The organism is Pseudomonadota bacterium (genome assembly GCA_039033415.1).
In the GTDB taxonomy this organism is placed as follows: Bacteria; Pseudomonadota; Gammaproteobacteria; order Xanthomonadales; family SZUA-38; genus JANQOZ01.
Genome location: JBCCCR010000002.1, coordinates 254148 through 266951 on the forward strand (window position 1 = coordinate 254148; position 12804 = coordinate 266951).

Here is a 12804-nt window from a genome sequence, read left to right on the forward strand (position 1 = left end):
GTGAACCAGCCCGTCGATCCGATGGGGTCGGATACCGATCAGCTGCTCAAGGCCTTGGCCTCGTGCATGGAGCGCGGCTCGCTCGATTTGAGCCCCGAGACGCTGGAACTTATGTCCCAGGACGTGTATCGAGCCGGCGCTGAACCGTTGGCGGTTGCCCGACCCCAGACAACGCAGGAGGTGTCTGCGCTGGTCAAGGTCGCCAACGCGCATCAGCTTCCGCTCTACGTCCGCGGCGGCGGCATGTCGTATACCGACGCCTACTACCCGGAAGAAGCTGGCGCCCTCACGCTGGACATGGCGAGCATGGATCAGGTGCGGGAAATCAACGCGCACGACCTGTACGTCACGGTCGAAGCCGGCTGCACCTGGAAGAGCCTGAACGCAGCGCTGGAGCCCCACGGCGTCCGGCCGATTTTCTGGGGCCCGATGTCGGGCAAGCTGTCGACGGTGGGCGGCGCCATGGCCCAGGGTGCCGTGACCTTCGGATCCTCCAGAAACGGCCCTTCCATGGCCGCGGCGCTCGGCATTGAGCTGGTGCTCGGATCCGGCGAGATTCTGCACACCGGCTCAGGCGGCCAGCCGGGCCACAGCGCCTTCTATCGGGAGTACGGTCCGGACCTGACCGGGTTGGTGTGCGGTGACGCTGGCGCGCTGGGTATCAAAACCGCCATCACGATGCGGCTTGAGCCCATTCCCGCCACGGGGCGCGGCCTGTCGTTTTCCTTTACACAATTCAGCGATCTGGTGGAAGCCGTACGGCGAGTCTCCCGCTACAAGCTGGCGACCGAAATCTTCGGCGCCGAAACCGGGCTGGTGAAACGCGTGGCGGGCCCGCCCGATCTGAAGAGCGACCTGGGCCAGCTACTGACGCTTTTCCGCTCTGCGTCTAACCCGATCGCCGGCTTGCGCAAGATTCTGAAGGTCGCGCTAAACGGGCGACGCTTCATGGACCGCTCCCAGTTTCTGGTCAATTTTCTGACCGAGGGAACAGACAGCGCGGAGCTAAAGTGGATGCTAGGAAGAATTCGCCAGGAGATCGGCGACCTTGGCATCGAGGTAGCCGATACCGTGGCGGAATTCACCCGTGCTGAGCCGTTCCCTGATCCGATGCTGCTCGGTCCGGAAAACCGCCGACTGCTCCCGCTGCATGGGGTGGTGCCCTACTCCAGCGCCGACCCTTTGCACAACGATTATCGAGCGTACCTGGACAGCATTCAGGACCGCTGCAGCGAGCACGGGGTAGAGGTGTACATCGTCTACGCCACCACCGGCTCAGCCGGCTTCCTCTACGAGTGTGTGATCTACTGGCCGGACTCCTGGCCGCAGCTGCATCAAAAACATACGGCCGACGAAATCTTATCGTCGGTGGCCGAACCAGAGGACAATCCCGAAGGTCGGGCGCTGGTCGAGGAAATCCGCCAGGAGACCATCGAGATTTTCTATCGGCATGGCGCCATCCACTTCCAGATCGGCCGGGCCTACCCGTTTACGAAAGATCGAAATCCAGCGGCGCTCAAGCTGCTGACCGATCTTCGCGATGGCCTGGACCCGAATCGACTGGTTAACCCGGGAGCACTCGGACTATGAGCGGTACACAGGGGGAAATCGCGATCGTGGGGGGCGGTATCGGCGGGCTCACGCTCGCCCTTGGGCTGGCCCGGGCCGGCGAAAAGCCGGTGGTCTACGAGCAGGCGATTGAGCATAGCGAAGTTGGCGCGGGGATCTCACTGGCGCCCAATGCGGTCAAGGGACTGCGCTTCCTGGGCGTTGAGCCGGCGATCGTTGAGCTCGCCGACGAGCCGATGGAGCAGTACACCCGCCACTACCAGACGGGTCAGCCGCTGGTGACCATCGATCGGCACAACACCGCCAGCCAGTTCGGCGCAAGCTACCTGCAGATGCATCGAGCGGATCTACAGGCCATTTTGCTGGACGCGCTCAAAGCTCATGCACCCGACTGCGTGCGCTTGGGTCACCGGCTAGCCGACATCAGCCAGTCGGGTGATGGCGTCACGCTGTCGTTTGAGGAGCGGGCACCCGTCGACGCAGCGCTGGTGGTTGCCTCCGACGGGCTGCGATCGGTGACTCGCGGCCAGGTGTTCGGCGAGCTCGGGGCCAACTACTCGGGCATCGTGGCTTGGCGTGGCCTGATTCCCACCGAACGGCTCGCCGGCTGTGACCTGCTGCCGGAGTCCAACGTGTTTGTCGGGCCCGATCGGATCTTTGTGCGTTACCCGGTGCGCAAAGGGCAGATCCAGAACTGCGTGGCCTTCACCCGGGAATCGGAGTGGCAGGCGGAAGGCTGGATGGAGAAAGGCGATCTGAGCGAGCTAAGAGCCGCGTTTGCGGATTTTCATCCGGATGTGACGCAGGTGCTGGACTCATTCTTACAAGAAGAGTGTTTCCGCTGGGGTCTGTTCGAACGCCAGCCGCTGCCTCGCTGGGTGGACGGCCGGGTAGCGGTGCTCGGTGACGCCGCCCATCCGATGCTGCCATGGTTTGGCCTGGGTGCAGCCACCGCCATCGAGGATGCGGTGATTCTGGCCCGAGCACTGACCGAGTTTGCTAGCCTCGACGAGGCCCTGCAGCGCTACCAGGCGGCACGCTACGAGCGAGTCACCGAGATCCACCGCGAGTCGCTCGCAGGCGGTGAGCGACTCATGACCGCCCACAAAACGCTTTACAAGAGTGAGCCTGTGGTAACCGAGGACACGCTCGGAATGACGCTTTATGATCCTGGCACCGTTGCGCTGTAGGCCCTCCTGATGCAGATCAAAGCCGCCGTCTTCGAGCAACGAGAGCAGCCGCTGGCGTTTCGGGAGCTGGAATTGGCCGATCCCGGAGCCGGCGAATTGCTCGTCGAAATCCTGGCCTGCGGGATATGCCATACCGATATCGGCATGCAGGCCTTTCACCCTTTACCCTCGGTGTTAGGCCACGAGGGCTGCGGCCGAGTCTTAAGCTGCGGGCCGAATGTGAAAGGCCTCAGCCCCGGAGATCTTGTGGTCCTGACGTTTGGTTCGTGCGGGGACTGCGGCAACTGCGAGCGCGATCTACCGTCGCACTGCCACCACATGATGGACCTGAACTTCAGCGGCAAGAACCCTCAGGGTGAGCTGACGCTCGCCACCACAGAAGGTGATGGCGTACACGGTTCGTTTTTCTGCCAGTCGAGCTTTGCCACCCACGCGCTGGTCACCGAGCGAAATGCGATCCGCATTGACGACCCGGCGGCTCCACCCGATCTGCTGGCGCCGCTGGGCTGCGGGGTACAGACCGGCGCCGGCGCGGTCACCAACACGCTGGACGTTGAACCAGGTTCGAGCTTCGTTTGCTTCGGCAGCGGTGCGGTGGGCCTCAGCGGGATCATGGCGGCCAAGCTGCGCGGCTGCGAAACCATTATTGCGGTCGATATCAATCCCGATCGCCTGACTCTGGCAAAGGAGCTCGGCGCCACCCACTGCCTGGACGGTCGGGACAACCCCACAGAACACATCCTCGAAATCACCCGCGGCGGCGCTGACTACGCGCTCGAAACCGCGGGTACGGTCGATACCTTCCACGCGTCTATCAGCTGCACCCGCATGGGGGGTCATACCGGCATTGTCACCATCCCAAACTGGATGGAGGGTTTTCACTTCAAAGGTGCCGATCTGGCGCTGGGCCGAACCGTGACGGGCGTGTTGGAGGGATCAAGCCGTCCTCAGGAATATATTCCCCAGCTTTACGACTGGTACCGCGACGGCCGGCTGCCGCTCGACAAGCTCGTCACTCGATACCCGTTCGAGGAAATCAACCAGGCACTCAAGGATCTGGAACAGGGCACCTCGGTGAAGCCGGTCCTGCTGATGCAATAAACATGGGGTCAGAGTAAAGGGTCAGAGTAAGCAGCGCTTACTCTGACCCTTTACTCTGACCCCGGGCAATTTTGACCCCGGAGAGCCCTGACCCCGGAGAGCCCGTTAACCATCCAAAGCTAGCTCGGCGCGTTCACCACCGCCAGCGCGTTCGCCAGCAGAAGCTTTTTGAAGTCGGCTAGATACCTTTTGCTGTGCTGGCCGGGAAAGACCACCACCAACGCTCCTTCGATTGCCGCGTTGACGAGCTGAGCGCGCTGCTCAGCTTTGCGGTTGCTGAGCGCCGGATTGACCTCCGCGATCAGCGTGGCGACCTGCTTCCGATAGTACGCATAGATATCGGACAGCGCAGACTCGAGCCCCTCGCTTGCGGCAATCGACCATAGGTGGACGAAAAATGCCCGCCGCTGAGGATCCACCGCGTCATCAAAAAGAAAATCGACGACGGCGGTAAATCGTTCCGTTGGCTCGTCGGGCCAACGATCCCGAAGTTTTTGAAACTCATCGCTGTAGCGGCGGGACGTGTCGGCAAAAATCGCCCCAAGCAGATCGGCACGGGTTGGGAAGTAGTACTGGATCGCGGAGATTCGCAGCTTGGCCCGACTCGCTATCGCGTTCATGGAAAACTGGCTGGCGCCACATTCCATAATGTGGGCAATCGCAGCCTGCAGGATCAGCTGGATCTTCGCCTGCCCCCGTGCGCGTGTGCCCGTGCCGATTCGCTGACCCGAATCTGCATGACCTGCACCTGTTGTTGCTGTCCGTTCGATGATCTTTACCTCCGGCTCTGGACGTCGCTTGCCGCTGACCGCGCTAATTGGTAATGTTACCAAATTGGTTAGGTTACCAACAAACGATTTATCACCGGAGTGTGGTCACAAGGTCGGGCCTTCGCGCCCAACAAACCACGGGAGAGGACCGCCATGTCGGGTCAATTTCTTCGCGCAGGTTCAATCCTGCTGCTCTTAACGTCACTAGCTCTGCTGGTCAGCGCCTGCGGTCAACAGCCAGCCGGGCAAGGCGGTGCACAGGCGGCGCCAGCTTCCATGGATTCCCCGTCCAGCGAGGAGCAGCTGGCTGCATTCAAGGGGGCGATCCGCGAAAAGTACGACATGAAAGAGCAGGCGTTTCGCGACAACACCCCCGAACCGATCCTCACGCGCTTTTACACCGAGTCGGTGATCTCTACCGATCCGGAGGGCAATACCAAAGTTGGGAGGGCGGCGCTGGCGCCGGTCTATGATGAAGTGATTGGGTCGTTGGTCAAAATTGAGTCCTACAACACTTTTGTCAACGGCGACGCCGGCTGGGACTGGGTCAATTTTCACGTCAGTTTCCCGCCGGGCATCGAAGAGGAACCCTTTACCTTTAAGATGCTCTTTCTGTGGGAGCGCATCGACGGTGAATGGTGGTCCCACGGCGAGATGTACGTCATGGGCGAGTTCACTATGAATGGCTGAGCATCGCGAGGAATTCTGAATGAAAAAAGAGACACCGAAATCGAAGCCAGCCATCACGCGCCGCGATTTTGTCGGCGGCACGCTGGTGGGAAGCGGCGCAGCGCTGCTGACCGCAGGCGCGCCGGCGATGATGAAGAAGGCCAGTGCTCAGACGCCGACCGATCCCTTCCCGCAATCGATCCCGATGCCGCTCAACGACCGAGACTCGAGCTGGACCGGTCCGGCGGGTGTCGGCGACTACGCCAAGGCGAATGGCAACACGCATGAGGTCATCAACGCCGCTCACACGTTCCGCAATCGCGACTTCGAGGCCCGGGTGCGGCTGGCCGAAGATACCGGCGAGCACTATGACCTCGCTTGTGTGGGCGCCGGCTTTGCCGGCATCACCGCCGCCTACACCTTTCTGAAGGAAAAGCCCGACGCCAAGGTCTTGGTGCTCGACAATCACGCCATGTTTGGCGGCGAAGCTCGCCAGAATGAGTTTGAGGTGGACGGCTACCGCCTCTGGGGACCACAGGGCTCCACCGGCGCGGTTTGGCCGCTCGAAGGTGCGAAGAAGATCGAGATGTTCTCCCACATGTGGGATGAGCTGGATCTACCCCAGGAGTTCACCTGGCAGGAGCCGGTCAACAGTAGCCTCAAGATCCCCAAAGACACCTACTCCCCCATGCACCTGACCTGGGAGGACACCGATCTAGGCTGGTTCCACGAAGGCCACAAGATGGCTCGGAACCCCTGGTCCAACCGCTTCAAAGACGTTCCGATCGACGACAAGACCAAAAACGATCTGATCTGGATGGAGGTCTACCGGCAGCCGCCGGAACGAGAAGACTGGGCGGAGTGGCTCGACTCGATGACCTACAAACAGTTTCTGAAGCAGGAAATGGGGATCGACAATCCGGCCATCGATGACTATCTGAATCCCTTTGCGGCCGCCATGGGCTGCGGGCTCGGCACGGACGTGATCTCCGCCTACCAGGCGTTCAACTTCATTCAGCCCGGCGTGATGCAGTACGGCAGGCAGTTTGGCATCGGTGACCCCACGGACTACGTCCACCTGGCCAGCTTCCCCGGCGGCAACACGGGCATCCTGCGCCACATCGTGCATCGGCTGATTCCCGGGGTGTTTGGCAAAGCCAGCAAGCTGACGGAAATCCTCGCCAACCCGGTGGACTGGGAACAGATCGACAACCCGGCCAATCATGCCCGAATGCGGCTGAGTTCACTGGTGGTGAATGTTCGCCACGACGGTTCGCCGAAGACGGCTAAGCAGGTCAGCGTGACCTACCTTAACGAGGGCAAAATGTATCGGATCACCGCCGACAAGGTGGTCATGGCGGGCCAGCAGCATATGAACAAGCGGGTGGTGACCGACCTGCCCGAGTCTTACACGCGGGCGATGGATCAATTTATCCATTCGCCGATGATGGTCATCAACGTTGCGCTCAGGAACTGGAAGTTCATGGACAAGCTGGGAGTTGCGTCGGTGCGCTGGTTTGGCTCCGACATGGGCTGGTTCACCACCTTGCGGCGTCAGATGATTCTGGACGGCGAAGAGCCAATGCCGCTCGATCCCGAAAAGCCCACGGTCCTGACCATGTATAACTCGTTCTGTATGCCCGGTATGCCGGCCAAAGAGCAGACCGTCGCTGCGCGCATGCAATTGTTTGCCATGCCGTATGCGCAGATTGAGCAGCAGATCATCGACCAGTTCACCAAGATGTTTGGTCCCGGTGGCTTTGACGCTAAGCGAGACATTGCCGGCATCACGGTCAACCGCCAGGGCCACGCCTACCTGGTGACCACGCCCGGCTTCTTCTTTGGCAAAGACGGCGAGCCCGCCCCCAGCGACGTGATCAGACAGCCGCATGGGCGCATCGCTTTTGCACACGCTGAGCTAAAGGGGTATCAGATGTGGGAAGGAGCGGTCGACGAGGCTGAACGCGCAGTGGGGCAGCTCCTGAAGAGCACATCGTAAAGCACTGAACATCGCAACGGACTGCGCTTGCAATCGACAGGCCCACCTAATAGCGTAACGGTGACTCAATGCGGGCCCCGTCAATGGCAGAAGTTCAGGCGCTCATCGGTGATCTAACGCCGGTTTACGGCGATCGGATCACGACCAATACCACCGTTCGGGAACACCACGGTCAGGACGAAAGCTGGCACACCATGCAGCCTCCGGACGCGGTGTGTTTCCCAACCACCACGGAGGAAGTGGCCGCCGCTGTGAAGGCCTGCGCTGAACGTAAGGTTCCTATTATCCCCTTCGGCACCGGCACGAACGTCGAGGGGCAGGTGGTCGCCGTGCAGGGCGGGCTGTGTATCGACCTTTCGCGAATGCAGAAAATTGTTCGGGTTTCGGCGGAAGACATGGACTGCACGGTTGAGGCAGGTGTCACCCGCAGCCAGCTGAACAGCTTTCTGCGCGACACGGGGCTGCAGTTTCCCATCGACCCAGGCGCTGACGCTTCAATCGGCGGCATGGCTGCAACGCGGGCCTCCGGAACCAACGCGGTTCGCTACGGCACCATGCGGGACAACGTATTGTCACTTCGGGTGGTCCTGCCGTCGGGGGAGATCATCGAAACCGGCGGCCGTGCCCGGAAGTCTTCCGCCGGCTACGACCTGACCCACCTGCTGGTGGGTTCGGAGGGAACGCTGGGTATCATCACAGAGGTCACCCTGAAGCTGCATCCAAGGCTTGAGGCAGTTTCCGCCGCCAGAGTTCAGTTTGCATCGGTTGAGGCGGCGGCCAATGCGGTTATCGAAACTCTTCAGTGCGCCATCCCGGTAGCGCGTATCGAGCTGCTCGATGCGGCGCAGGTCGCGGCAATCAACGCCTATTCCAAAACGTCGTTCGCGGAGTCGCCGACCTTATTTGTCGAGTTTCACGGCACGCAAGCCGGCGTTGCTGAGCAGGCGCAGACTTTTGGTGAAATCTGCGAGGACCACCAGTGTGCAGCTTTTGATTGGACGGTGGACGCCGATGAGCGTCGAGAAATGTGGAAGGCCCGCCACGACGCTGCCTATGCCGCCAGCGCGATCCGGCCCGGCTGCAGCGCGGTGGCAACCGACGTCTGCGTGCCAATCTCGCGCCTTGCCGAGTGCATCGGCGAAACCCGCGCTGACGCGGACAAGCACTGCGATTTTCCCACCATGCTGGCAGGGCACGTCGGCGACGGCAACTTCCACTTTGTCTACGTTATCGACCCAGACAATCCTGCGGAGGTCCAAACCATGCACGACTGCCACGAGAGGCTGATCGAGCGGGTCCTGGCCATGGGCGGCACCTGCACCGGTGAGCACGGTGTGGGTCTGGGCAAACAGAAATACCTGCTGTCCGAATTCGGCGCGGCCACGCTGCGGGCCATGCAGGCCGTCAAGGCCGCGCTCGACCCCGATCTGATTATGAACCCGGGTAAGAAGCTGCCGGACCCGGCGAGCTATCACTAAGCCTTAGCCGGCTGCCTGTTCAGGGGACGCCTCTGCTTCGAACTGCTGATGGTAGCGATCGTAGCGCCCCATCGTGACAAACATCAGCGCCACCACAATCATCACGCCAACCAGCCCGTAGAGCGCTTCGTCGTAGGTGCCTAAGACCTCCTGCGCCCGCGACAGCAGGAACGGACCACCAGCCGTGCCGATCAAAAACCCGACAAAAATACTGCCGTAGATCGCGCCAAACGCGCGCAAGCCGAAATAGCGGCTGACCATAAACCCGATGAGCTCGATCTCGGCACCGAGGCCGGTGCCAAGCAGGGCTGCAGCCGGATAAAGCGCAAATCCGGTTCCCCCGGTGGCGAGCAGCCAGAAGCCCACCGCGCTGCCGAGGAACACCACCAGCGCAACAATCGGCGCGAACACCCGATCGAGCGTCCAGCCGATGATCAGCCGGGAGCCGGCCATCGACAGACCCAGAGCCGTTGCAACCTTGGCCGCATCCACGCTGCTCATGCCGCGATCGCCGAGCAGCAGCGCCAGCTGATTGGTAATGCCCCACAGCGCAAATGATGCAAGCAAAATCCCGATCGCCAGCACCCAGAATACACGGGTACGCAGCGCCAGCGTCAGCGTCAGACCGGACAGCCCCTGCGTTTGATCGGGGCCACCCTCACTGGCGGCTTCATCGCCGTCGGGCCGCAAGCCCAGATCGCGCGGGTGATCCTGTGCGAACAGCACAATAATCGGCACGGTGATAAACGCGATGTAGATGCCGTACCAGACAAAGCCACCCTTCCAGCCGTAGTCGTTGATTACCTCAGCAGTGATACGGGGCAAAATAGCGAGACCCAGTCCCGTGGCAGAGGCGACGATGCCAATCATCAGCCCCCGTTTCCGATCAAACCAGGCCGCGGCGAGACGGATAAACGACATCGTGTTGTTGGCGACGCCAAGCACCGCCGCCAATATAAAGCCCACCCACAGGTGCCAAACTTCAGTCACAAAGAGCGGCATGGTCGCCAGCGTGATCGCCATCAGCAGCAGCGACAGCGCTGTCGGCCAGCGCACGCCGAAACGATCGACGATTGCGCCGAAACCCGGCTGAGCCAGCGCGGTAAAGAAGGTCAAAAAAGAAATCGAGAGCGTGAGGTCCGAACGCGCCCAGTCGGTCGTCCGCTGGATATCCTGAACGACGAAGGCGAAGCTCGAGTAGATGAGCGGACCGACGTTACCAAACATCCCCATAAAACCGGCCACGACCACCGGCAGTCCGAAGATGGGTTTCCGATACCAACCGTCGGGAACAAAACGCACGTTACGCGCCATGTAAAGATCACTCCAGCTTAAGAAACGCCAAGACATGACGCGCTGGCACCACCGGTGCCCGGACCAAAACTGAGGAGGTAGAAATCACCGCAACAGGCCGAACTTACTGGCCAGATTTCCCTCGATCAGCATGGCTGAAATGTATGCGCAGCGTCTATTAGACACGCGCGATATTTTAAGACTAAGATAATTCTGCGGGTTGCACAATCAACCGAAAAACGCAATTGAATAGGGGGCTCTCTGTGTCATTCTCACCCGCCAATCCCGGCGCTGAGATCCTTCCGTAAACCGAGGAGAGCACGATGAATCGACCGCCGTTTTTCCAGTCACGCAAGAACCGGCTCGCGCTCGCAATTTGCGCCGGGCTGGCGTCCGTCATGACCCTGCCGGCGCTCGCTCAGGTCGGTGAGGACGACAGTTCTGAAGATATCGAAGAAATCCTGATTATCGGCAAGCGCGCCACCCGGGTCGATCCCCAGAGTTACGGTGGCGGCCTGGACCTGGTTACCGGCGAGACGATCGCGGAACAGAACATCATCGATTTTGAGGAGCTGATCACTCAGCTACCCTCGGTCAACCTGCAAAGCTTCGGGCCCGGCGACAGCAGCTACATCATCCGCGGCATCTTTTCCGGCGCTGAGGAGTCGACGGTCGGCGTTTACTTTGACGAATCGCCAATCAGCGGGCGATTCCAGCAAAACGGCGGCGGCCGCCAGGCTGGCTTTGTGCTCACCGACCTCCAGACCGTCGAGGTCTACAAAGGCCCGCAGGGCACGCTCTTCGGCGCGAACTCGCTGTCGGGCACCGTGCGCTTCGTCACCAATAAGCCCAAACTCGATGTGGTTGAAGGCAGCGTCAATGCCGCCATGACCACCATGAAAGAGTCCGACGATCTCGGCTTCCGTATGGACGGCATGTTCAACCTGCCGCTGATCGAGGACAAGCTCGGTCTGCGGGCGGTCGTCTGGGGCCAGGAAGCGCAGGGCTTTCTCGACCAGCCCGTGCTGGGCCTGACGGACGTCAACGACAGCTCCATCAAAGGCGGCCGCCTGCACCTTCTGGCAGAACCGACCGATCGCCTGTCGATCCTGGCCACGATCAACTACCAGGAGCGAGAGATGGGCAACAACAGTCGGCAGACGCCTTCCGGTCGCTTTGGGCCGTCGCAGCCTCAGACCGACACCCCCGGGCAGTTTGCCACTTATCAATTCATCGGCTCTGATATTCTCGGCGGACCGGTTGCCGGCGACGACTGGATCAGCACCGAGGCGGTCCGCACGCCGCTGGACGAAGAGTTTACGCTGGCCTCAATAACCGCCAACTACGAGCTGGACTCCGGCATCATCACCGCCGCGTTTTCGCGCTTCGAACGAGACTTTGAGTACATCTATGACTCGACACCCACCAATACCAGCCCCGGGCTATCGGGGTTCTTTCTCGGCGCGCTGGGATATTCAATACCGCCCACCAGCGTGGTAAACCAGCCGCAGCAGCGCGACATCGATTCGGGTGAGCTTCGCTTTGCGTCGACCCTCGACGGGCCGTTCAACTTTCTTGTTGGTGGCTTCATCGCCAATGAGGACAGCCGGTTCGATCTGAACGTGATCAACACAAACGCGTCGGGCTTTGCCGTGGAAGAGTTTGTGCCGGCAGCACCCACGCCGGTCACCGGCGCAGGTGCGCCCGGCTCCACCAACAGCGTCTTCGGTCGGTTTCTGGTCAACGAACGCGATCGCTGGGCCGTCTTCGGTGAGGTCTATTACCAGATCAATGAAAAAACCGAGCTGACCGTCGGCGCCCGGTATTTCGACTTTGACGTGACCGATACCCAGAACAACACCGGACCGGACTTCCTGAGCGGCGGTCCAAACAGCCTGTTCCAGAACGAAGAAAGTGAGGTCACCTATCGCTTCAACCTCACCTATCAGCCCACCGAAGACCTGACCACGTATGCGGAAATTGCCTCCGGCTTCCGGCCCGGGGCTACCAACATCTCGGCCGGTGTGGCGGCGATCGGCGGCGGGACCGTCCCCGGGTTCTTCGAGTCCGACACCCTGTGGAACTACGAGGTCGGCGGCAAATACAACAGCCCCGACGGCCGCTGGTCCGGGAGCGCGGCTTTCTTCTACATGGACTGGGACGACGTGCAGATCGTGCAGGGCAACAACTTCACCTACACCACCAATGGTCCCGCGGCCGACGTGCTCGGACTCGAGGTCAGCGGCACCTATCGGACAGAGGGGCCCTTCGAGTTTGGCGCCGCCTTCACCTATCTCGATACCGGCTTCGCCGAGGACCAGACCATCGTCCCAGGTGTTACCGACCGGTTCTTAGTCTTCGAGGACGACGAGCTCGCCAAGACCCCCTCGTTTTCGGCCAACCTCAACGCCACATCGCGCTTCCAGCTCGACGTAGCCGGCGGGCTGGACGGATTTGCGCGCCTGGACTACACCTATCGAGGGAGCTCAGACACGGTTTCGCAGAACCGGGACGTCGACAACATCCTGAACCCGTTCTTCGAAGATATCCCGTCGTTCAACATCCTAAACCTCAACGTGTCTGTTGGCAGGGATAACTGGTCGGCAGGCATATTCGTCAAGAACATCACCAACGAAACCGCGGTGGTTGACGCGCTTGCCTCAGAGCAGGACCCGTACTTCTTCGTGACGCTGGCGCCGCGAACGGTTGGGGTAACGTTTTCAAGCAGATTCTAA

At 60.9% G+C, this 12804-nt stretch carries 9 protein-coding genes; 7 read left to right on the forward strand and 2 right to left on the reverse strand.

Going from position 1 to position 12804, the window contains the following annotated elements:
- From AAF358_02670 to AAF358_02680, 3 genes are read left to right on the forward strand one after another with little or no spacing between them, the layout of a single operon-like run.
- Positions 1 to 1590 (forward strand): FAD-binding oxidoreductase, encoded by a 1590-nt coding sequence (locus tag AAF358_02670; GenBank protein MEM7704424.1) that lies wholly within the window; start codon positions 1 to 3, stop codon positions 1588 to 1590.
- Positions 1587 to 2759 (forward strand): FAD-dependent monooxygenase, encoded by a 1173-nt coding sequence (locus tag AAF358_02675; protein MEM7704425.1) that lies wholly within the window; start codon positions 1587 to 1589, stop codon positions 2757 to 2759. Before AAF358_02670 ends, AAF358_02675 begins: the two co-directional genes overlap by 4 nt.
- Before the next feature lie 9 nt (positions 2760 to 2768).
- Positions 2769 to 3860 carry an NAD(P)-dependent alcohol dehydrogenase gene (locus AAF358_02680; GenBank protein MEM7704426.1) on the forward strand — a complete coding sequence of 364 codons (1092 nt, stop codon included), beginning with the start codon at positions 2769 to 2771 and terminating at the stop codon, positions 3858 to 3860.
- A 119-nt stretch (positions 3861 to 3979) separates the two neighbouring features.
- Here the strand turns inward: AAF358_02680 and AAF358_02685 are convergent, their stop codons facing one another.
- Positions 3980 to 4693 carry a TetR family transcriptional regulator gene (locus AAF358_02685; protein ID MEM7704427.1) on the reverse strand — a complete coding sequence of 238 codons (714 nt, stop codon included), beginning with the start codon at positions 4691 to 4693 and terminating at the stop codon, positions 3980 to 3982.
- 90 nt (positions 4694 to 4783) lie between these two features.
- Here AAF358_02685 and AAF358_02690 point away from each other — a divergent pair, with 90 nt between their 5' ends.
- The 3 genes from AAF358_02690 (at position 4784) to AAF358_02700 (ending at position 8776) form a co-directional block, all read left to right on the forward strand.
- Positions 4784 to 5320: a hypothetical protein gene (locus tag AAF358_02690; protein ID MEM7704428.1), complete on the forward strand. Its 537-nt coding sequence runs from the start codon at positions 4784 to 4786 to the stop codon at positions 5318 to 5320.
- 19 nt (positions 5321 to 5339) lie between these two features.
- On the forward strand, positions 5340 to 7298 hold the full coding sequence (locus AAF358_02695) for an FAD/NAD(P)-binding protein (GenBank protein ID MEM7704429.1): 1959 nt from the start codon (positions 5340 to 5342) through the stop codon (positions 7296 to 7298).
- 83 nt (positions 7299 to 7381) lie between these two features.
- The gene (locus AAF358_02700; GenBank protein ID MEM7704430.1) at positions 7382 to 8776 is read left to right on the forward strand and encodes an FAD-linked oxidase C-terminal domain-containing protein; all 1395 of its coding nucleotides are present in this window, start codon (positions 7382 to 7384) and stop codon (positions 8774 to 8776) included.
- Between the two features lie 3 nt (positions 8777 to 8779).
- Here the strand turns inward: AAF358_02700 and AAF358_02705 are convergent, their stop codons facing one another.
- On the reverse strand, positions 8780 to 10090 hold the full coding sequence (locus AAF358_02705) for an MFS transporter (GenBank protein MEM7704431.1): 1311 nt from the start codon (positions 10088 to 10090) through the stop codon (positions 8780 to 8782).
- Positions 10091 to 10392: 302 nt separating this feature from the next.
- On the opposite strand from AAF358_02705, the gene AAF358_02710 reads away from it, so the two are divergent.
- Positions 10393 to 12804, forward strand: a complete 2412-nt coding sequence (locus AAF358_02710; GenBank protein MEM7704432.1) for a TonB-dependent receptor — start codon at positions 10393 to 10395, stop codon at positions 12802 to 12804.